The organism is Mycobacterium sp. (genome assembly GCF_035640695.1).
Classification (GTDB): Bacteria; Actinomycetota; Actinomycetes; order Mycobacteriales; family Mycobacteriaceae; genus Mycobacterium.
In genome coordinates this window covers 1-19,523 of record NZ_DASQVQ010000086.1, presented here as the reverse complement: position 1 = coordinate 19,523, position 19,523 = coordinate 1, and the positions used below count along the sequence as shown (strand labels likewise).

Here is a 19,523-nt window from a genome sequence, read left to right as displayed (position 1 = left end):
AGTACCGCGACGTTCGCTTCCCGCACTCAATCCAGGTCGTCGTGGGCCATCAACTGGCGCGCGGCCTCGGTGATCGAACCCGACAGCGACGGATACACCGACAGCGTCGCCGCCAGGTCGGTGACGGACAACAGATTTTGCACGGCCAGCGCGATCGGCAGGATCAGCTCCGACGCCACCGGCGCCACCACCACACCACCGATCACGACGCCGGTGGCGGGGCGGCAGAAGATCTTGACGAAGCCGCGGCGCAGGCCGGACATCTTCGCCCTGGCGTTCGTGTTCAACGGCAACATGATCGCGCGGGCGGGCACCCGACCGCTGTCGACGGCCGACTGCGGAACACCGACGGCCGCGATCTCGGGGCGGGTGAACACCGCCGCCGCCACGGTCCGCAACCGGATCGGGGTCACCGCCTCGCCCAGCGCGTGATACATCGCGATGCGGCCCTGCATCGCCGCGACCGAGGCCAAGGGCAGCAGACCGGTGCAGTCGCCTGCGGCATAAATCGTCGGCACCGAGGTCCGCGAAACCCGGTCCACCGTCAGGTAGTTCCCGTCGTTGAGTTCGATGCCGACGCGTTCCAGGCCCAGACCGAACGTGTTGGGCACCGACCCGACCGTGATCAACGCGTGGGTGCCTTCGACCGTGCGGCCATCGGTCATCTTGACGACGACGCCGTTGTCGGTTCGGGTGACCGAGTCGGCGCGGGCGTTCTTGACCAGCGTGACGCCACGCGAGGTGAACACCTCCTCGAGGACCGCCGCGGCGTCGAAGTCCTCGTGCGGCAGGATCTGGTCGCGGCTGGCGACCACCGTCACCGACACGCCGAGTTCGGTGTACGCGTTGACGAATTCGGCGCCGGTGACACCGGATCCGACCACGACAAGGTGGTCGGGAAGCTGGTCGAGGTCATACAGGTGCCGCCAGGTCAGGATGCGTTCCCCGTCGGGCTTGGCGCCCGGCAGGGTCCGCGGGCTGGCGCCGGTCGCGATCAGCACGACGTCGGCCTCCAACACCCGGCTGCTGCCGTCGGGTTCGGTGACCTTGACGCGGTGCTGCGCCATGCCGGGAAGGTCGTCGGCCAGCTCGCCGCGGCCGTCGATCACCGTCACATCGTGGCTGCGCAGCGTGTCGGCGATGTCGGCCGACTGGGCGGCGGCCAGCGTCTTGACCCGCTTGTGGATTTGCGGCACCAGGATCTTGGCGTCGTCGAACTGGATATCGAAGCCGAGATCGGGTGCCCGCCGCAGGTCGGTGCGCACCCCGGTCGACGCGATGAGCGTTTTCGACGGCACGCAGTCGAACAGCACACATGCCCCGCCGATGCCGTCCGCATCGACAACGGTGACCCGGACATCGGCGCCGTGCGCGGCGGCCACCAACGCCGCCTCGTACCCTGCCGGACCTCCGCCGATGATCACGATGCGGGTTGCCACAGCTCAACCGTAGTCAAGCCGGCGGATGAACGCCCAAGACTCGAGTTTCCCTTTAGGCTCTTCCCGTGCCGCTCTATGCCGCCTATGGGTCGAACATGCATCCGGATCAGATGGCCGAGCGCGCGCCGCATTCGCCGATGGCCGGAACGGGGTGGCTGCACGACTGGCGGCTGACGTTCGGCGGCGAGGACATCGGCTGGGAGGGCGCGCTCGCCACCGTCGTTCAGGACCCGGGCTCCAAGGTGTTCGTCGTGCTGTACGACATGACGCCGGCCGATGAGAAGAACCTGGACCGCTGGGAGGGTTCGGAGCTGGGCGTCCACAAGAAGATTCGATGCCGGGTGGAACGGCTATCGTCGGACACCACAACCGATCCGGTGTTGGCGTGGCTGTATGTGCTTGACGCCTGGGAGGGCGGCCTGCCGTCGGCCAGGTACCTGGGCGTGATGGCCGATGCAGCCGAAATCGCCGGGGCCCCAGCGGATTACGTGCACGCGATACGCACCCGCCCGGCGCGCAACATCGGCCCCGGCCACGGCGAGTAATTGTGTTGCGCGATCGAGCGCGTCAGACATCCCAGCGGTGCACCGTGAAGGGAACCTGGGCGGGATGGACCCGCGTCAGGCCGAGGTAGACCCTGCCGGGGGCAGCGGCGCGTCGTCGAGCGTCAGCGGACCCACGGTGAGGTAGTCGGCGCTTTCGGCGGTGAAGTCGATGCGGTCGATGTAGCGGACATCGTTGCCGCCCACTAGAACGCGGCGGCCTGCGCGACGGTGTACACCATCACCCGCACCCCGATGGGCAGGGCCCGCTCGTCGAGGTCGAATGTCGGCTGATGCAGATCGAAATGCTTCCCGCGGCCCGACCACACACCGAGACGGGCCATCGCGCCGGGCACGTCCTCGAGATACCACGAAAAGTCCTCGCCGCCGCCGGACTGACGTGTCTCGGTGAGCACGTCGGGCCCGAGCGCCTCGATTGCGTGCATCAGAATCCGCGTCGACGTCTCCTCGTTGACCACCGGCGGCACGCCCTGCCGATACACCAGGGTGTGCTCGATGCCCAGCGGCGCCAGCAGCGCCGCCACCGTTTCCCGGACGGTGCCCTCGAGGCTCAGCCAGGTGTCCCGGCTCGCGGTGCGGATGGTTCCGGCCAGCGTGCCGACTTGCGGAATTGCGTTGGCGGCCACGCCGGCGTTGACCGCCCCCCACACCATCACGGTGCTGTTGCGCGGGTCGATTCGGCGTGACAACACGCCCGGCAGGCCGGTGATCAGCGTGCCGAGACCGTAGACGAGATCGGCGGTCAGATGCGGCCGCGACGTGTGCCCGCCGGGCGAATGCAACGTGATCTCGATCTGGTCGGCCGCCGAAGTCACCGGGCCGACGGCGACGCCCACCTTGCCGACCGCCAGGCGCGGGTCGCAGTGCAGCGCGAAGATCCGCGACACCCCGGCCAACGACCCCGCGGCGATCGCGTCGATCGCGCCGCCGGGCATCAACTCCTCGGCCGGCTGGAAGATCAGCCGCACACCCACCGGAAGTTCGGGCACCGACGCCAGCGCCAGCGCGGCGCCCAACAGGATCGCCGCGTGCGCGTCGTGCCCGCAGGCATGCGCGACATTGGGCACCACCGACGCGTACGGTGCGCCGGTGCGGTCGGGCATCGGCAGCGCGTCCAAGTCGGCGCGCAGCGCGATGAGCGGCTGGTCGTCGGGCCCCAAGTCACAGGTCAGGCCGGTGCCGGCCGGCAGCACCTTCGGATTGAGGCCGGCGTCGGCAAGATGGGCGGCGAGGAACTGGGTGGTGCCGTACTCCTGGCGGCCCAGTTCCGGGTGGGCGTGGATGTGGCGGCGCCACTCGATCAGCTCGTCGTAGTGGGCGGCCAGCCATGACTCGGCGATCTCCACGAGACTCATGCGCGATTCGCCTTCGCTTCTCGCTCGCCATTCATGCGCGATTCGCCTTCGCTTCTCGCTCGCCGCTCATAGCGCCGCCCGCTCGGCCTGCAATGTCAGCACCCGATCCCGCTCGGCCGGCGTCTCGGCCAGCCGCACCACGGTGCGGGCGAGCATGATCGCGCCGTCGACCACGGCGTCGTCCGCGCTGGGGCCGACAGCCGCCGTCGCGAAGCCGGCCTGGTGGATCGCTGCGCCGCCCGCGTCGATGCCGATGACCGGATGAATGCCCGGCATCACTTGTGTGACGTTGCCCATGTCGGTGCTGCCCAGCGGAAGCGTCGCCTCGACGTCGGGCGAAACCGGCGTCCGGCCGAGCCGCACCATCTCTTCGCGGCAGGCAGCGGCCAGCCAGGGGTCCGGCGCCAGCTCGCGGTACGCGGGCGCGGTCTCGTCGATGCGGTACTCGCAACCGCTGGCCACTGCGCCGGCCAGAAAACACTCGGCCATCCGGTGCTCGAGTTCGCCCAACGACGTGGCGTTGGTGGCACGCATCGTGTACAGCAGCTGGCTGCGGCCCGGGATGACGTTGGCGGCCTGGCCGCCGTCGGTCACGATGCCGTGCACCTGCTGGCCGGGCGCGAGCTGCTGGCGCAACAATGCCACCGCGACCTGCGCGACGGTGACGGCGTCGGCGGCGTTGACGCCGAGATGCGGCGCGACGGCCGCATGCGATTCGCGGCCGGTGTATCCGACGCGCACCTCCGACAGGGCGAGCGATCGCGCGGCGGCGATGTCGACGGGTCCGGGGTGCACCATGACCGCGGCCGCGACGTCGTCGAACGTTCCGGCGTTGAGCAGCAACGCTTTTCCGCCGCCCGATTCCTCGGCCGGGGTACCGATCAACGCCACGGTCAGGCCCAGCTTCTCGGCCACCTCGGCGAGCGCGAGCGCGGCGCCCACGGCCGCGGCGGCGATGATGTTGTGGCCGCAGGCATGCCCGATACCCGGCAGCGCGTCGTATTCGGCGCACACCGCGATCACCAGCGGGCCAGCCCCAAAGTCGGCGCGAAACGCGGTCGGCAGACCGCCGGCGGCCTTGGTGATGCGAAAACCGCGCTCCGCGGCCAACAGCTGAGCCTTGGCGCAGCTGCGGTGCTCGGCGAACGCCAGCTCGGGCTCGCGGTGGATGTCGTGGGAGAGCGCGACAAGGTCGCTGCGGTAGCGCGTCACGGCGTCGGAGGCGGTGGCGGCGGCACCGGTGACGGCGACGTTATCGGCGGCGTCGGCGCGGTTATCGCCGTTATCGCCGTTATCGCCGTGATCGCCGTTATCGCCGTGATCGCCGTGATCGCGCACAGCAGCACCTTGGCGACGGGTCGGTGAACTTGCTGCGGGCATCATCGCAGTATCCCACCCACGGCTAAGCTCGCCCACCGTGACCAGTGCGCGGGTGCGGCGGGCTGCCTCGGAAATCGCCGAGCGGACCGGCGTGGCGCGCCACGACGTCGCGGTCGTGCTCGGTTCGGGCTGGGCGCCGGCCACCGAGGCGCTGGGGTCGCCGGCCGCGGTCGTGCCGATGGCCGACCTGCCCGGCTTCACGGCGCCGACCGCCGAGGGGCACGGCGGCAAGGTGCTTTCGATTCCGGTCGGCGCGAACCGAGTGCTGGTGTTGCTCGGCCGAATTCACGCCTACGAGGGACACGATCTGGGTGACGTCGTGCTTCCGGTGCGCGCCGCGTGTGCGGCCGGGGTCCGCGCCGTCGTGCTGACCAACGCCGCGGGCGGACTGCGGGACGACTTCGCGGTCGGCGGGCCAGTGTTGATCAGTGATCACCTGAACCTGACCGGCCGCTCGCCACTGGTCGGCGCGCGGTTCGTCGACATGGTCGACGCGTACTCCCCGCGGCTGCGCAAAATCGCCCGCGAGATAGATCCGACGCTGGCCGAGGGCGTATACGCGGGGCTGTCCGGGCCGCAATACGAGACGCCTGCGGAAGTCCGGATGTTGCGCGTACTCGGCGCCGACCTGGTGGGCATGTCGACCGTGCACGAAACCATCGCCGCCCGCGCCGAGGGCGCCGAGGTGCTGGGGCTGTCGCTGGTGTCGAATCTGGCCGCCGGCCTGACCGGTCAGCCGATCAGCCACGCCGAGGTGCTGGAGACCGGTCGTCAATCCGCGACCCGGATGGGTTCGCTGCTGGCAAAGCTGGTCGAACGGCTGTAGTCCGGCCGCTCCCGCCGGGTGCCAAGCCGCAAGAACAGCCGCGCGATCAGCGGCGCCGCGAACAGCATCAGCAGCACCCGCATCATCTGCGCGGCGATGATGAACGTGACGTTCGCGCCGGATTCGACGGCGGTGGCCAGCACGGCGTAGATGCCGCCTGGACTGGTGGCGAGATACCCGTCGAGCCGGCCGACCCCGGCGACGTGCGCCAGCAACACGCCGAGGCCGGCCGCGGCGACGTTGATGAGCAGGATCAGCCCGAACGCCGCGGGCAGCACCCGTTGCACGGTGCGCACCGCTTCCCGGGTGAACGCGACACCGGCCTGCCAGCCGATCAGCAGGTAGCCGACCTGCACCAGGATGGTCGGCACCGCGAGGCCGAGCGACAGCCCGGTCAGCTCCAACACCATCGTGATCGTCATCGGTCCGAGCAGACCCGCGCCGGGCAGCCGGATGCACCGCCCGCCGGTGGCACCGGTCACGACGATGACCGCCAGCAGGGCAATGCTCAGATACCAAGGCGAGTCGCTTTGGCTCGTCGTCGCGGCGACGCGCGTCTTGCTCGCGTGATAGATCAGCGTGACGACGAGCGGCATGGATGCGGTGATCAACGCGACGCGCAGATACTGCACCACGGCGACGACGCGCTCGTCACCGCCGAGTTCCCGCGCGATCGACACCAGACCCGACGCGCCGCCGGCGACCAGGGCCAGCGCGCCGGTCAGCGGGCTGACATCGCGATGCAGGCCCAGCAGCGCGCCGCCGACAATGCTCAACACGAGCGTGCCGACCACCACCGTGACGGCGACCGGCCAGCCCGAACCCAGGGCCGCGAACGCGTCACGGTGCACCATCGTGCCGATGTAGACGCCGAGCACACCCTGCGCGGCGATACCGGCCGGCCGCGGCACCCGGCTCGGCGCCAGCGACAACATGGCCAGCACGATGCCGACCAGCAGGCCGGCGAACAAGGCCGCCGACGGCACTCCCAACATGGTGAGCGGAAGCGTCACGGCGACCGTGGCGGCCACCAGCAGCAGCCATCTCAGCATTTCGCCTCCTCACCGATAGATACAAGTATCTCCTTGGCATTCCTGCCAGGCAAACCGGCACTACCGCGAACATTGTTAAGGTATAACTTGCTTATGGCCGCGTTTTCCCCTCCGGTCGCCGGCACCGAGCTGCGCGAGTCGATGATGGCGTTGACCCGCCAGATGCGCCGGCACCGGCCCGCGCACGGCCTGACCCTGACCCAGCTCGAGCTGCTCGGCGAGGTGAGCAGAACGGGGGTGAGCACCCCGGCCGAGCTCGCGGCCAGGCTGCAGGTGAGAGTGCAGTCGCTGACCGACAGCATCAACGAGCTGGCCGACCGCCGACTGGTGTCCCGGCGCCCGGATCAGGCCGACCGGCGCCGCCAGCTCGTCGAGCTGACCGACGCGGGCATCGACCTGCTGCACCGCGACCGCGCCGAGCGGGACGCGTGGCTGCATGCCACGATGCGCGACAACCTGTCGGAGCTCGAAGTCAACCTGCTGATGCTGGTGGCGCCGGTGCTGCGCAAGCTCGCCGAGGCCGACCGCCGAGCGGAATCGGCCACGTGACGTCGTTGACGTTCGGCACGGCGGGCCTGCGCGGCCCGATGCGCGACGGACCGACGGGCATGAACCTCGCGGTGGTGCTGCGCGCGACCTGGGCGGTGGCCGAGGTGCTCAAGCGCCGCCACCCGGCCGGCTCGACGGTGGTGGTCGGTCGCGACGCCCGGCACGGCTCGGAGCAATTCGCTGTGGCTGCCGGGGAAGCGCTTGCCGCCGAAGGGTTTTCGGTGGTCTTGCTGCCGTCGCCGCTGCCGACGCCGGTGTTGGCGTTTTCGGTCCGGCACACCGGCGCGGCTGCGGGCATACAAATCACCGCGTCACACAACCCGGCGTCGGACAACGGCTACAAGGTCTACTTCGAGGGCGGAATCCAGATCGTCTCTCCCACCGACCGCGAGATCGAGGCCGCGATCGACGAAGCGCCCCCCGCCGACCGGATCGCCCGCAGGCCGGTCGCGCCGTCCGGCGGTGAACTGGTGCGGCGCTACATCGCCCGCGCCGCTACCGTTCGGCGTGGGTCCGGGTCGGTCAGGGTCGCGCTGACACCGCTGCACGGCGTCGGCGGCGCGACGGCGGTCCGGGTGTTGGGGCTGGCGGGCTTTGACGACGTGCACACGGTGGCAAGCCAATTCGAACCGGACCCGGACTTCCCGACGACACCCTTTCCGAACCCGGAGGAGCCGGGCGTCGTGGACAAGCTGCTGGACCTGGCCGCAGACATCGGCGCCGATATCGCGATCGCGCTGGATCCCGACGCCGACCGGTGCGCCATCGGCGTTCCGACACCGGATGGCTGGCGCATGCTTTCCGGCGACGAAACCGGCTGCCTGCTGGGCGATTACCTGCTGTCGCACACCGAACCGGGCGTGACGGTGGCCAGCACCGTGGTGTCGTCACGCATGCTTTCGGCCATCGCCACGGCGCACGGCGCCCGCCACGTCGAGACGCTCACCGGGTTCAAATGGCTGGCCCGCGCGGCCGGCAATGACTTGGTCTATGCATACGAGGAGGCCATCGGGCACTGCGTCGACCCGGCGGCAGTGCGCGACAAGGACGGCATCAGCGCGGCGGTGCTGTGCTGCGACCTGGTGGCCGCCCTGGCGGCGCAGCGCCGTTCGGTGCTCGACGCGCTGGACGACCTGGCCCGTGCCCACGGTGTGCATCTGACGTCGGCGGTGACCGCACCCACCGACGACGCCGGCACGCTGATGACCCAGCTGCGGACCGCACCGCCGACGACGTTGGCCGGGTACCCGGTGACGGTCGAGGACCTGCTGGCCCGGCGCGACCGAGAACGCAGCGACGCGTTGATCGTCACCGGCGGCGACGAACACGCATCGGTGCGGCTGGCGGTGCGCCCGTCGGGCACCGAGCCGAAGATCAAGTGCTACATCGAGATTCGTCAGCAGGTCGACGGCGAGCTGGCCGCCGCGCGGGCCGTCGCCACCGATTTGCAGGCCAAGCTGCAGGCCGAGGCGGCGGGCCTGCTTCAGCGCGGGCCGAACTGACGGTCTCCGGCATCGCCGAGGCCGGGCACGATGAACGCGATGTCGTTGAGCCGATCATCGATGGCCGCGGTGAACAGCCGAAGATTCGGCGCCAACTTCGCCACGGCCGCAAGGCCTTCCGGGGCGACGACCACACACAGCGCGGTGATGTCGACCGCGTTGCGGGCATGCAGCAGCTCGATCGTGTGCGCCATCGAACCGCCGGTCGCCAGCATCGGGTCCAGCACCACCACCGGCCGGGTGGTCAAGTCGTCGGGCAGCGACTCCAAGTACGGCGTGGGCCGGTGGGTCTTTTCGTCGCGTGCGACCCCCACGAAACCCACCCGGGCCTCCGGGATCAGCGCGTGCGCCTGATCGACCATGCCGAGCCCGGCCCGCAGCACCGGCACCAGCAACGGCGGGTTGGCCAGCCGCACCCCGGTGGTTTCGGCCAGCGGCGTCCGCACCGGCACGCAATCGGTCGCGGCGTCGCGCGTCGCCTCGTAGACCAGCATCAGGGTGAGGTCGCGCAGCGCCGCACGGAAGGCCGCGTTGCCGGTGCGCTCGTCACGCAGCGTGGTGAGCCGCGCGGCGGCCAACGGATGGTCGACCACGTGCACGTCCATGGCCGATGACCTTAACGCGCGGTCTGCCCTCGCGGCGTGGTTGTGGTAGACGAACCGACTGCCTACGCGGCGCCGCGGCACCGCAATTCATGAGTCAATCGCTCGGTCGCCAAGGTGAGCAGCCGGCCGGCCTGGCTGATTGAGCGTGCACGATCGGGTTCGAGGTCACTGAGCGCATAGACGCCGGCGAGTCCGGCGGTGCGGGCCTCGACCGGGGAGAGGGTCGACACGCCGGCGACCGCAAACATCGGTATGCCATGTGCGCCGGCACGGCGACTGACACCCACCGCGGCCTTGCCGCGCAAGGATTGTTGATCCAGTGAGCCCTCGCCGGTCAGTGCGGCGCGGGCGCCACGCAGGTGCCGGTCGAGCTCGATGAGGTCGAGGATCACTTCGATGCCCGGCCGCATCCGCGCGCGCAGCGCGGCCAGCGCGGCAAAACCGACGCCGCCCGCGGCGCCCGCTCCGGCGGCGTCTCGGCAGTCCGATCCCGTTGCCCGGTCGACGACGCCTGCCCAAACGCGAAGCGCGCGGTCCAGCTCGGTGACTTGGAGCGGGTTGGCGCCTTTCTGCGGTGCGTAGACCCTCGCCGCGCCCGCCGGGCCGGACAGCGGATTGTCGACATCGACGGCGATGGTGAAAGTGGCGGAGCCGATTTCGGGATGCAGTTCGGTGAGATCAAGATGTGCGGCGTCGCCGATGTGCCGCCCGCCCGGACCGAGGCGCAAGCCATGCCGATCGCGGGCAACTGCGCCAAGCGCGGCGAGAAAGCCAGCCCCGCCATCGGTGCTCGCACTGCCGCCGACGCCAATGATGATGTCGCGGCATCCGTGATCCAGCGCCTGCGCAACCACGGCGCCGAGGCCATGACTGGATGCGGTCATCGGAGCCGGTGTCGCGCCGGGAAGCCGCTGCAGGCCGCAGATCTCGGCCATCTCCACGACCGCCGTCTTCCCGTTCCGGGCATACCCGGTGCGGACCACCTGGCCAGTCGGTCCCATGGCATAGACGCGAACCCGCTCGAATCCCGCGGCGACAACGGTATCGAGCGTTCCGTCACCGCCGTCGGCTACCGGGCACTCCACGGTGCTCAGGCCGGGGTCAGCGCGCCGCACACCCTGCGACATCGCCCGGGCGGCTTGCGCGGCCGTCAACGAACCCTTGAACTTGTCGGGCGCGATCACCACGTGCCCCTCCATCAGGCCACCACCCGGGCCAGCACACGGCGCTGCGGGAACACGACCACGCGTGGCTCCTTTCGCTCCGCCATACGGAATTCTTTTTTCGTCAGATCGACCGTCGCATAGCTGTGTGCGACTGTCAACAAGACTGTCAACAATGTGAGTGCCCGCTCGTTCTTCTTGACAAGACGGTGGTTCACGGGTTCACTATATTTTGTATAGCGGTAGATTTATTCCATATTGCGGAATAGACACGCCGGTCCGCTATCGGGTCACAGCACAGGAGGCAACGCCGTGGCAGAGCCCATCGACAAGGCCATCGACAAGGCCATCGACAAGCCCATCGACAAGGCCATCGACAAGGCCATCCACAAGGCCATCTACACCGTCAACTGCTCGATTCTGCTGACCGAGCTACCGCTGCTGGAGCGGCCGCGAGCGGCGCGAGACGCGGGCTTCGAGGCGGTCGAGTTCTGGTGGCCCTTCGCGTCAGCGACGCCGTCGGACGCCGAAGTGACCACGTTCACCCGTGCCATCCAAGACGCGGGTGTGCAGTTGACCGGGCTCAACTTCGCTGCCGGTGACATGCCGGCCGGCGACCGCGGGATTCTGTCCGACCCCGCCATGACGACGGCGTTCCGCGACAACGTCGATATCGCCGTCGGCATCGGCGAGACGCTGGGGACTCGGGCCTTCAATGCGCTCTACGGCAATCGCGTCGAGGGCCGCGCACCGGCGGCTCAGGACTACGTGGCGGCGGAGAACCTTGGCTACGCCGCCCGGGCAGCGGACCGCATCGGCGCGATCGTGCTCGTCGAGCCGGTGAGCGGCGCGCCGCGTTATCCCCTCAAGACGGCCGCTGACGCCATCCGGGTAATGGATCGGGTGCACACCGATCACGGCGCACCGAACGTGCGATTGCTGGCCGATCTGTATCACCTCCACGTCAACGGCGACGACATCACCGCCGTGATTGACGACTACAGCGGCCGGATCGGCCACGTGCAGATTGCCGACGCGCCGGGCCGCGGCGAGCCGGGCACCGGCGAAATCCCGTTGGACAGCTACCTTTCGCAGCTCGGCGCACTGGGCTACGCGGGATACATCGGCCTGGAATACAAGGCGACCAGACCCGACACCTTTGACTGGCTTCGGCAAAGCGAGCGCGGTGCGCACGCCGCATGCGCGGAATCACCCCGGCCACACGCAGATTCGAGGATCCAATGAGCACAATTGCTTTCATCGGGCTGGGCATCATGGGCAGCCCCATGGCATGCCACCTGGCCCGAGCCGGACACGCGGTCATCGGCTATAACCGCTCGCCGGAACGCACGGCTGCCCTGGTGGAGGCCGGAGGCACCGCCGCGGAATCCGTCGAAGAGGCCGTGAAGAATGCCGACGTCGTTGCGACCATGGTCCCCGACTCCCCCGACGTCCAGAGCGTACTGCTCGGAGACGATGGCGCTTTCGCCCATGCCCAGCCCGGCACGCTCGTGATCGATTTCTCCACCATTCGGCCGGACGTCACGGCGGAGTTGGCGCGGGTGGGTGCCCGGCGGGGCCTGCGGGTCATCGACGCACCGGTGTCCGGCGGTGAGCCGGGCGCCAAGAACGCCACGCTGTCGATCATGGTGGGCGGTTCCGCAGACGACTTCGCCGCGGCCAGGCCGATTCTCGACGTCGTCGGCAAGACGATTGTGCACGTCGGCCCCGCCGGTGCCGGTCAAACCGTCAAGGCCGCCAACCAGCTGATCGTGGCCGGCAATATTGAGCTGCTCGCCGAAGCGATCACGTTCCTGCAGGCTTACGGCGTCGACATCGAGGCCGCGGTCAAGGTGCTGGGCGGCGGACTAGCCGGTTCGGCGGTGCTCGACCAGAAGGCCCCGAAGATGTTGGCACGCAACTTCGAGCCCGGTTTCCGCATCGCGCTTCACCACAAGGACCTCGGCATCGTCACCGCCGCCGCGCGGGAGGCAGGTGTCGTCACGCCACTCGGCGCACTCGTCGCGCAACTCATGGCCTCCGCTGTGGCCAATGACGAAGGCGCTCTCGACCATTCGGCGCTGCTGTTGGGTGTCGAGCGGTTGTCCGGAAGAGAAAGCGAGTAACCGAAATGGCACGGATGCGAGCGGTCGACGCGGCCGTCAGGATTCTCGAAATCGAAGGCGCCACGCAGGCGTTCGGCCTGCCCGGCGCGGCGATCAACCCGTTCTACTCGGCGATGCGCGCACACGGCGGCATCAAACACATCCTTGCCCGCCATGTCGAGGGCGCCAGCCACATGGCCGAGGGTTACACCCGCGCCGCGGCCGGCAACATCGGTATCTGCATCGGTACCTCCGGCCCGGCCGGCACCGACATGGTGACCGGGTTGTACTCCGCCGCGGCGGATTCGATTCCGATCCTCGCGATCACCGGCCAAGCGCCGGTGGACAAACTCCACAAAGAGGACTTCCAAGCGGTGGACATCGCCGCCATCGCCGCGCCCGTCACCAAAATGGCGATGACGGTGCGCGAACCGGGCCAAGTTCCGGGTGCATTCGCGCAGGCATTTCACCTGATGCGGTCGGGACGACCGGGACCGGTGCTCATCGATCTGCCCATCGACGTCCAACTGGCTGAGATCGACTTCGACCCGGAGGCCTACCAGCCGCTGCCCGTGTACAAGCCGGCGGCCACACGAACTCAGGCCGCCAAGGCGATTGACATGCTGGCGACGGCCGAACGACCGCTCATCGTCGCGGGCGGCGGCATTATCAACGCCGACGCCTCGGATCTTCTGGTCGAGTTGGCAGAGATCCTCAATGTCCCGGTGGTGCCGACGCTGATGGGATGGGGCACGATCCCGGACGATCACCGCCTGGCGGCCGGCATGGTCGGACTGCAGACCGCCCATCGCTACGGCAACGCGTCGATGTTGGCATCCGACTTTGTCTTCGGAATCGGCAACCGATGGGCCAACCGTCACACCGGCGGGCTCGACACCTACCGCAGGGGACGGCGTTTCATTCACGTCGACATCGAGCCCACCCAGATCGGGCGGGTCTTCGCGCCCGACTTCGGAATCGCCTCGGACGCGAAGGCCGCACTTGAACAGTTTGTCGCCGTCGCCAAGGAGCGCCGCGCCGCGGGCACGCTGCCGGATTGGAGCCGGTGGGTGGAAGACTGCCGGCAGCGCAAGCAGACGATGCATCGCAAGACCCACTTCGATGACGTTCCGATCAAACCGCAGCGCGTCTACGAAGAAATGAACCAGGCGTTCGGCCGCGATGCACGCTATGTCACCGCGATCGGCCTGTCGCAGATCGCCGGTGGACAGTTCCTGCAGGTCTTCAAGCCGCGCCATTGGATCAACTGTGGTCAAGCCGGGCCACTGGGGTGGACGGTGCCGGCGGCCCTCGGCGTCGTCGCCGCCGACCCCGACGCGACTGTGGTCGGGTTGTCGGGCGACTACGACTTCCAGTTCCTGATCGAAGAGCTGGCGGTCGGCGCGCAGTTCAACCTTCCCTACGTGCACGTCGTGGTCAACAACTCCTACCTCGGACTGATCCGCCAGGCGCAGCGCAACCTCGACATGAACTATTGCGTGTCACTGGGCTTCGACAACATCAACGCGCAGGAAGCCGCCGACGGTGACGTTCCGAAGGGATACGGCGTGGATCACTTGCGCGTCGCTGAGGGCCTGGGCTGCAAGGCAATTCAGGTAGCCGAGCCGCAGGGCATCGGTCCGGCGCTGACGCGGGCGCAGCAACTTGCCCACGAGCACAAGGTGCCCGTGGTGGTAGAGATCTTCCTGGAGCGGATCACCAACATCGCGATGGGAACCGAGATCGACAACGTCGTCGAGTTCAACGATCTCGCCGAATCGCTCGAAGACGCACCGACAGCGGCCGCTCTGCTAATCGACTGAAGCCGTGGCCGCACGGAGCGGCGAATCGGGTGGCGCCTAGACCGCGGCTTCCCTGTCGAACTCCGACGCAAGATCGCGGGCGATTCGCTTCAACAACGGCGTGACCGTTGTTGCGGTCTTCAGCGTGAGCCGCGCCTCCGGACCCGAGATCGAGATCGCGGTCGGTGTCGGGGCGTCGGGCACCGGCACCGCGAAACACCGCACGCCGAGTTCCTGTTCGCCTTCGTCCACGGCGTAGCCGCGGGCGCGGGACAACTCGATGTCGCGGATCAGCGCCTCGGGTGTGGTGTGGGTGCGCTGTGTCGAGGCCGGCATGCCGGCGCGCCCCAGGACCGCCACGATCGCCTCGTTGGAAAGCTGCATCAGAAGCGCCTTGCCCACACCCGTGCTGTGGGTATAAACGCGCCGGCCCACCTCGGTGAACATCCGCATGGCATGCGGCGAGGGCACTTGAGCAACGTAGACCGCCATGTCGTTGTCCAATACCGCCATATTGGCGGTCTCGCCGGTTCGCTCCACCAGACCCGCGAGATGCGGACGCGACCATGACCCGATGAGCTGCGTTGCGCTCTCACCCAACCGAATCAACTTGGGTCCCAGTGCATAGTGCCGATTGGGAAGCTGCCGCACGTAGCCCATCGCCAACATGGTCCGGACCAGACGATGAATGGTTGGCTGCGGCAATTCGGCACGAGCCGCCAACTCCCCCAGCGCAATCGTGCCGCCTGCACTGGCCATGATCTCCAGCAGCTCGAACGCGCGCTCAACCGATTGAACGCCGCCCTTGATCGACGAGTCATCCGCCATCGAAACCCTCCGATCCGCAAAGCGACCTGCGAATTTCGTATCATGAAATTCTTTGAGGGGCAACGCGGATTTCGTCTCAGCGGCTTGTCGCCACCGGGTGGATGTTGCAGACTGTATGCTAAAGACCGGCCAGACCCGGCCGGGTGACGATGAAAGTGGGAGATGCCATGGCCCAGCAGCGGCTTGCGTCTACGCGCGCTGGCGGAGCGTCGCGAAGTGCACCGACCACACGGACCGTGCGGGCCCCGCTGGAGCGGCCGGCGCCGCTGCGGCAGGCGGTCTACGACGCCCTGGTCGAGATGATCATCACCCGCGAATTGAAACCGGGTGAACACCTGGTCGAGAACGAGCTGGCGGCTCAGCTCGGGGTCAGCCGACAGCCGGTCCGGGAGGCGCTGCAGCGCTTGCAGAACGAGCGTTGGGTGGACCTGCGTCCGGCTCTTGGCGCATTCGTCCACGTACCCACAGACGAGGAGGCCGATCAACTTCTCGCGGTGCGGACCCTGCTGGAGGCGGAGTCCGCCAGGCTGGCCGCCCGCGCGTCGACGCCAGAGCAAGTCGAACACCTGTTGGAGCTACAGCGTGCCGGGGAAAAGGCACTGGCCGATGACGATCAGGAGGGACTTGTCGCAGCCAACGCCGATCTGCACGCGTATGTGGTTGTCATGTCCGCCAACACGGTCCTGGCCGATCTGATCGCGTCGGTCGACCGTCGCGTGCGGTGGTACTACCTGCCTATCGCGCGGACCCGCGGGAAGGACGCCTGGGACGAGCACGCCGAACTCATCGATGCGATCGCCCGCCGAAACAGCAGGCGGGCGGGAGACTTGATGCGCCGGCACACCGAGCGCACCCGGGAGATTTACCATGAGCGGCGGCAGGCTGGGGCCGAGGGGGTCGCCTGACGGCTCGCCCCTCGGCCCCTGGCCCGTCTCAGCTGATCGCCTCAGCTGACCGCAAGTCGGGTCCGACCGCCAACCCGGTGGCTACGCCCGGCTCGGTCTTGGCCCGGGAACGGCCCGGCTGGCGCAGGAACGCGGCGATCCCGGCGGAGACGAGAGCACTTGCCGCCGCAATCCAATAGGCACCCGAGTAGCTCCAGGCTTCAATAACGCTGCCGCCCACGCCGATCCCCACGACCGAGCCGAGCAGCTTGGAGCTGTAAACGAGGCCGTAATTGCTGGCATTGTTGTTCTCACCGAAGTAATCCGAGGTGAGGGCCGCGAACAGCGGGTAGAACGCACCGCCGCCGAATCCCACCAGGAAGGCGAAGACGAGGAACGCGATCTCGTTCTCGGCTTCGCCGGCGTAGAGCAGGCCGACCATCGAAAGGGCCTCGATCAGCAGCACGATGAGCAGTGTCTGCTTGCGTCCCAGCCGGTCGGACAGCGACCCGGTCACTGCGCGACCAGTGCCATTGATGACCGAGAGCACACCGGCGGACGACGCCGCAATCAGCGGCCCGAAATGGAGCTCCTTGGCGAAGGGGACCATGTAGCTGATGCCGAACAGCGAGACGCCGGCGCTGATCCCCAGCGACAGCCACATCAGCGGCAGCATGCCGGTCTTGATCGCTTCCATTGGTGTGTACTGCCGGACGGCAGGGGGGTTCTTCCGGAGGCTCCTGGCGCCCGAGTTGCTGGCCGCCCACTGCACCGGGTCGACCTGGGACGGCCACCAGTTCTTCGGCGGATCCTTGAAGAACGCGCCGCACGCGGCCACCACCAGCAACATGAACAGGCCCACGGCGTCGAGAACCCAGACATAGGTGTTCGGATGCAAAGCGTAGCTGAAGATGAAGATGAACGGCACCGCGCCGTAGGCGAACCCGCTGCAGACGAATCCGGTCTTGGCGCCGCGCCGCTCGGGGAACCACTTACCTACGATGTTGATACACGTCGCATACACAATGCCTACGCCAATGCCGCCGCACACCGCAAAGCCGATGAAGGCGATCACCAGGTTGTTCGTATTGGCGATGCTGAAGAAGCCGATCGCCGACAGGACCGCGGCACCGAGCATGCCGGCCCTGGCGGAGACGATTCCCTTCTCGCGCAGCCGACCGGCCGGAAAGGCTATTCCCGCCTGGAACAACGCCCAGATGGACAGCAGCCAGAAAGTCTGGGACAGGCTCCATCCGTGCGCATGCCGGAGCGTTTGCGCGGCGGCGCCGTAGCCGTATTCGAACACGCTGACCGCCATCATGGCGATCCATGGCAGCCAGACCATGTACGCCCGGGATCTGCCGAGCAGATCGCGGTCACTCTCGCCCAGGCGGTATACGCGGCCGTTCGCGTCGGTTACCTCGCGATAACTTGCACTGGTCATCGTCGATGACATCCTTACTCACTTTCACAAATCTGTAGAGGGTGGGTACCTCGATGACCTCTCGCGTCGGTTTTCCGCGGTGGGCGTCGGGGCGCTTGGAATGGACGTGCGCTAGGGGGCTCCCACCTGCCGTCGGGCGGCGCGCGGCCGACGCCCGGCATCCGCGGCTCAGATCGCGCCGGCACGCCTGAACTGCTCCAGCTGAGCCGGCGAGTAGCCGAGTTCGGTACAGATCTCTTCCGTATGCTCGCCAAGCATCGGGGAGCGGACGATGTCGACCGGGGAGTCTGAGAGCCGCAGCGGAGAGCCGACGGTCTTGAACGGGCCCCGCTCGGGGTGGTCGACGGTGACGATCGCGCCGAGATCGGCCAGTATCTCGTCCTCGATCAGTTCCTTCGCCCCGAGCACCGGACCGCATGGGATGTTGCGAGCGTTCAGCGCGTCCAAGGCGTCCCACTTGGTGTGCTGCTCGCTCCAGTCCTCGATGAGGGCGAACACCTTGTCCAACTTGGGCAGTCGTGCTTCGGGATGGGCCCAGTCGGGATGGTTGGCCAGATCCGGGCGTCCGATCAGTTCGGCCAGCGACGCCCATCCTTGCGGCTGGATGATCACGTAGATGTAGTCGTTGGGACCGCCACCCTTGGTCCGGACGGCCCACCCCGGTTGGCCGCCGCCGGACGCGTTGCCCGAGCGCGGGACCTCGTCGCCGACGTGCTGGTTGGGGTATTCGTGAAGGGGGCCGTTCGTGAGCCGCTGCTGGTCGCGCAGCTTGACGCGGCAGAGGTTGAGGACGGCCTCCTGCATCGCGACCTGGACACGCTGCCCACGGCCGGTGTTGGTGCGCTGGTAGAGCGCGGCCAGGATCGCCGCCACCAAGTGGATGCCGCTGCCCGAGTCACCGATCTGGGCACCGGTCGCGGTGGGCGGCCCGTCCTCGAACCCGGTGGTGGCCATCGAGCCGCCCATCGCCTGGGCGATGACTTCGTATGCCTTGAAGTGGGAGTACTTGCCCGGGCCGAATCCCTTGACCGAGGCATAGATCAGCCGCGGATTGATGTCACGCAGCCGCTCCCAGGGGAAACCGAACCGGTCGACGACGCCGGGGCCGAAGTTCTCCACCAGGATGTCGACACGGGACACCAGATCGGTGAAGATCTGCTTGCCTTCGTCGCTCTTCATGTTCAGGGTGATGCTGCGTTTGTTGCAGTTCAGCATCGTGAAGTAGAGGCTGTCGGTGCCCGGGATGTCGCGCAGCTGACTGCGGGTGATGTCGCCGGTTCCGGGCGCCTCGAGCTTGATCACGTCCGCGCCGAGCCAGGCGAGCAGCTGCGTGGCGGACGGGCCCGACTGGACATGAGTCATGTCCAGAACGCGAACGCCGTCGAGTGCCTTACCCATGACGGACTCCCACGGCGGCGGGCGTCTGACCCATGTCTGAACTCTTTCGACTCGTTGGGCGGTCTACGCTCCGCCGTGCCGGGTTCGGTGTGTCGGCCCTCACGACCGGCGCTCCGAGTGATCCACGGCAGAGATTGTATACCGTATGATGTAGACCACAGTGTTACTCATCACGGGCCGGCCTGTCCAGTGATTTGGAAAATTTGCACGGACGCGCTACTCGCCTGCGCCCGCCGCTGCTGCACCGTTGTTGACGGTGGCCGGTTCAGGCGCCGACCGGCGCCGGGTCGGTTAACCCCAGCCGCTGCGGGGCGGAATAGACGTTCATCGAGTTCCCGCGTAGGAAGCCGACGAGCGTGAGGCCGGTATCCGCGGCGAGATCGGCGGCAAGCGACGACGGCGCCGACACCGCTGCCAGAACCGGTATGCCGGCCATCACGGCCTTCTGCACCAGTTCGAACGAAGCCCGCCCGCTGACCAGCAGCACCGTGCCGCGCAGCGGGAGGAGGTCCGCACGCAGCGCCCAGCCCACTACCTTGTCGACCGCATTGTGCCGGCCAACGTCCTCGCGCAGGCATAGCAGCTGCCCATCCACGGCGAACAGCCCGGCGGCGTGCAAGCCGCCGGT

At 68.1% G+C, this 19,523-nt stretch carries 19 protein-coding genes and 1 pseudogene; 8 read left to right on the top strand and 12 right to left on the bottom strand.

Annotated elements, in window-relative coordinates; genetic code table 11:
• Nucleotides 1–26: 26 nt before the first annotated feature.
• Nucleotides 27–1,439 carry an NAD(P)H-quinone dehydrogenase gene (locus VE759_RS10830; RefSeq protein ID WP_324931606.1) on the bottom strand — a complete coding sequence of 471 codons (1,413 nt, stop codon included), beginning with the start codon at nt 1,437–1,439 and terminating at the stop codon, nt 27–29.
• 65 nt (nt 1,440–1,504) lie between these two features.
• Between VE759_RS10830 and VE759_RS10825 the strand changes: the two genes are divergently transcribed.
• Nucleotides 1,505–1,984: a gamma-glutamylcyclotransferase gene (locus VE759_RS10825; RefSeq protein ID WP_324931603.1), complete on the top strand. Its 480-nt coding sequence runs from the start codon at nt 1,505–1,507 to the stop codon at nt 1,982–1,984.
• A 75-nt stretch (nt 1,985–2,059) separates the two neighbouring features.
• Here the strand turns inward: VE759_RS10825 and VE759_RS10820 are convergent, their stop codons facing one another.
• The 3 genes from VE759_RS10820 to VE759_RS10810 all read right to left on the bottom strand — a co-directional run bounded on the left by VE759_RS10820 (nt 2,060) and on the right by VE759_RS10810 (nt 4,695).
• Nucleotides 2,060–2,188, bottom strand: coding sequence for a hypothetical protein (locus tag VE759_RS10820; protein ID WP_324931600.1), 129 nt, complete (start codon nt 2,186–2,188; stop codon nt 2,060–2,062).
• Nucleotides 2,188–3,357 carry an amidohydrolase gene (locus VE759_RS10815; protein WP_324931598.1) on the bottom strand — a complete coding sequence of 390 codons (1,170 nt, stop codon included), beginning with the start codon at nt 3,355–3,357 and terminating at the stop codon, nt 2,188–2,190. Before VE759_RS10815 ends, VE759_RS10820 begins: the two co-directional genes overlap by 1 nt.
• 66 nt (nt 3,358–3,423) lie before the next feature.
• Nucleotides 3,424–4,695 (bottom strand): amidohydrolase, encoded by a 1,272-nt coding sequence (locus VE759_RS10810; RefSeq protein WP_414687886.1) that lies wholly within the window; start codon nt 4,693–4,695, stop codon nt 3,424–3,426.
• Nucleotides 4,696–4,774: 79 nt separating this feature from the next.
• On the opposite strand from VE759_RS10810, the gene VE759_RS10805 reads away from it, so the two are divergent.
• Nucleotides 4,775–5,563, top strand: coding sequence for a purine-nucleoside phosphorylase (locus VE759_RS10805; RefSeq protein ID WP_324931595.1), 789 nt, complete (start codon nt 4,775–4,777; stop codon nt 5,561–5,563).
• Here VE759_RS10805 and VE759_RS10800 read toward each other — a convergent pair.
• A complete protein-coding gene (locus tag VE759_RS10800; protein WP_324931593.1) occupies nt 5,509–6,615 on the bottom strand; it encodes an AbrB family transcriptional regulator in 1,107 nt (368 codons plus the stop codon). The genes VE759_RS10805 and VE759_RS10800 overlap by 55 nt on opposite strands.
• Before the next feature lie 93 nt (nt 6,616–6,708).
• On the opposite strand from VE759_RS10800, the pseudogene VE759_RS10795 reads away from it, so the two are divergent.
• Together VE759_RS10795 and VE759_RS10790 are read left to right on the top strand one after the other, a co-directional pair.
• Nucleotides 6,709–7,149: pseudogene (locus VE759_RS10795) on the top strand (MarR family winged helix-turn-helix transcriptional regulator); the annotation flags it as partial.
• Nucleotides 7,044–8,666: a phospho-sugar mutase gene (locus VE759_RS10790; RefSeq protein ID WP_414687885.1), complete on the top strand. Its 1,623-nt coding sequence runs from the start codon at nt 7,044–7,046 to the stop codon at nt 8,664–8,666. The pseudogene VE759_RS10795 and the gene VE759_RS10790, both read left to right, overlap by 106 nt.
• Here the strand turns inward: VE759_RS10790 and upp are convergent.
• From upp to VE759_RS10775, 3 genes are all read right to left on the bottom strand, one after another.
• A complete protein-coding gene (gene upp, locus VE759_RS10785) occupies nt 8,648–9,271 on the bottom strand; it encodes a uracil phosphoribosyltransferase (protein ID WP_324931587.1) in 624 nt (207 codons plus the stop codon). The two genes, VE759_RS10790 and upp, sit on opposite strands and share 19 nt — an antisense overlap.
• Nucleotides 9,272–9,333: 62 nt before the next feature.
• Entirely contained in the window at nt 9,334–10,470 is a 1,137-nt protein-coding gene (locus VE759_RS10780; protein WP_324931584.1) for a glycerate kinase, read from the bottom strand.
• Nucleotides 10,470–10,652, bottom strand: a complete 183-nt coding sequence (locus VE759_RS10775; RefSeq protein ID WP_324931581.1) for a hypothetical protein — start codon at nt 10,650–10,652, stop codon at nt 10,470–10,472. The genes VE759_RS10780 and VE759_RS10775 overlap by 1 nt, the downstream gene beginning before the upstream one ends.
• 166 nt (nt 10,653–10,818) lie before the next feature.
• Between VE759_RS10775 and VE759_RS10770 the strand changes: the two genes are divergently transcribed.
• From VE759_RS10770 to gcl, 3 genes are read left to right on the top strand one after another with little or no spacing between them, the layout of a single operon-like run.
• Complete coding sequence (locus VE759_RS10770) at nt 10,819–11,679, top strand: hydroxypyruvate isomerase family protein (protein ID WP_324931631.1); 861 nt, start codon at nt 10,819–10,821, stop codon at nt 11,677–11,679.
• Nucleotides 11,676–12,560 carry a 2-hydroxy-3-oxopropionate reductase gene (locus VE759_RS10765; RefSeq protein ID WP_324931578.1) on the top strand — a complete coding sequence of 295 codons (885 nt, stop codon included), beginning with the start codon at nt 11,676–11,678 and terminating at the stop codon, nt 12,558–12,560. Before VE759_RS10770 ends, VE759_RS10765 begins: the two co-directional genes overlap by 4 nt.
• A 5-nt stretch (nt 12,561–12,565) precedes the next feature.
• Nucleotides 12,566–14,362 (top strand): glyoxylate carboligase, encoded by a 1,797-nt coding sequence (gcl, locus tag VE759_RS10760; protein ID WP_324931576.1) that lies wholly within the window; start codon nt 12,566–12,568, stop codon nt 14,360–14,362.
• A 36-nt stretch (nt 14,363–14,398) separates the two neighbouring features.
• Here gcl and VE759_RS10755 read toward each other — a convergent pair whose 3' ends face one another.
• Nucleotides 14,399–15,169 carry an IclR family transcriptional regulator gene (locus tag VE759_RS10755; RefSeq protein ID WP_324931573.1) on the bottom strand — a complete coding sequence of 257 codons (771 nt, stop codon included), beginning with the start codon at nt 15,167–15,169 and terminating at the stop codon, nt 14,399–14,401.
• A 236-nt stretch (nt 15,170–15,405) separates the two neighbouring features.
• On the opposite strand from VE759_RS10755, the gene VE759_RS10750 reads away from it, so the two are divergent.
• Nucleotides 15,406–16,074 (top strand): GntR family transcriptional regulator, encoded by a 669-nt coding sequence (locus VE759_RS10750; protein ID WP_324931570.1) that lies wholly within the window; start codon nt 15,406–15,408, stop codon nt 16,072–16,074.
• Nucleotides 16,075–16,102: 28 nt separating this feature from the next.
• Here VE759_RS10750 and VE759_RS10745 read toward each other — a convergent pair whose 3' ends face one another.
• The 3 genes from VE759_RS10745 to VE759_RS10735 all read right to left on the bottom strand — a co-directional run.
• Nucleotides 16,103–17,509: an OFA family MFS transporter gene (locus VE759_RS10745; RefSeq protein WP_324931566.1), complete on the bottom strand. Its 1,407-nt coding sequence runs from the start codon at nt 17,507–17,509 to the stop codon at nt 16,103–16,105.
• A gap of 156 nt (nt 17,510–17,665) precedes the next feature.
• Complete coding sequence (gene frc / locus VE759_RS10740; RefSeq protein WP_324931563.1) at nt 17,666–18,895, bottom strand: formyl-CoA transferase; 1,230 nt, start codon at nt 18,893–18,895, stop codon at nt 17,666–17,668.
• Nucleotides 18,896–19,160: 265 nt separating this feature from the next.
• On the bottom strand, nt 19,161–19,523 hold a 363-nt coding region (locus tag VE759_RS10735; protein WP_324931560.1), incomplete at its 5' end, for a formate dehydrogenase accessory sulfurtransferase FdhD.

What these genes read in the sequence shown, in the direction of transcription:
- VE759_RS10765 (WP_324931578.1), top strand. Translation starts at nt 11,676, where the DNA reads ATGAGCACAATTGCTTTCATCGGGCTGGGCATCATGGGCAGCCCCATG.
- gcl (WP_324931576.1), top strand. Translation starts at nt 12,566, where the DNA reads ATGGCACGGATGCGAGCGGTCGACGCGGCCGTCAGGATTCTCGAAATC.
- VE759_RS10780 (WP_324931584.1), bottom strand. Translation starts at nt 10,470, where the DNA reads ATGGAGGGGCACGTGGTGATCGCGCCCGACAAGTTCAAGGGTTCGTTG.
- upp (WP_324931587.1), bottom strand. Translation starts at nt 9,271, where the DNA reads ATGGACGTGCACGTGGTCGACCATCCGTTGGCCGCCGCGCGGCTCACC.
- frc (WP_324931563.1), bottom strand. Translation starts at nt 18,895, where the DNA reads ATGGGTAAGGCACTCGACGGCGTTCGCGTTCTGGACATGACTCATGTC.
- VE759_RS10755 (WP_324931573.1), bottom strand. Translation starts at nt 15,169, where the DNA reads ATGGCGGATGACTCGTCGATCAAGGGCGGCGTTCAATCGGTTGAGCGC.
- VE759_RS10745 (WP_324931566.1), bottom strand. Translation starts at nt 17,509, where the DNA reads ATGTCATCGACGATGACCAGTGCAAGTTATCGCGAGGTAACCGACGCG.
- VE759_RS10815 (WP_324931598.1), bottom strand. Translation starts at nt 3,357, where the DNA reads ATGAGTCTCGTGGAGATCGCCGAGTCATGGCTGGCCGCCCACTACGAC.
- VE759_RS10800 (WP_324931593.1), bottom strand. Translation starts at nt 6,615, where the DNA reads ATGCTGAGATGGCTGCTGCTGGTGGCCGCCACGGTCGCCGTGACGCTT.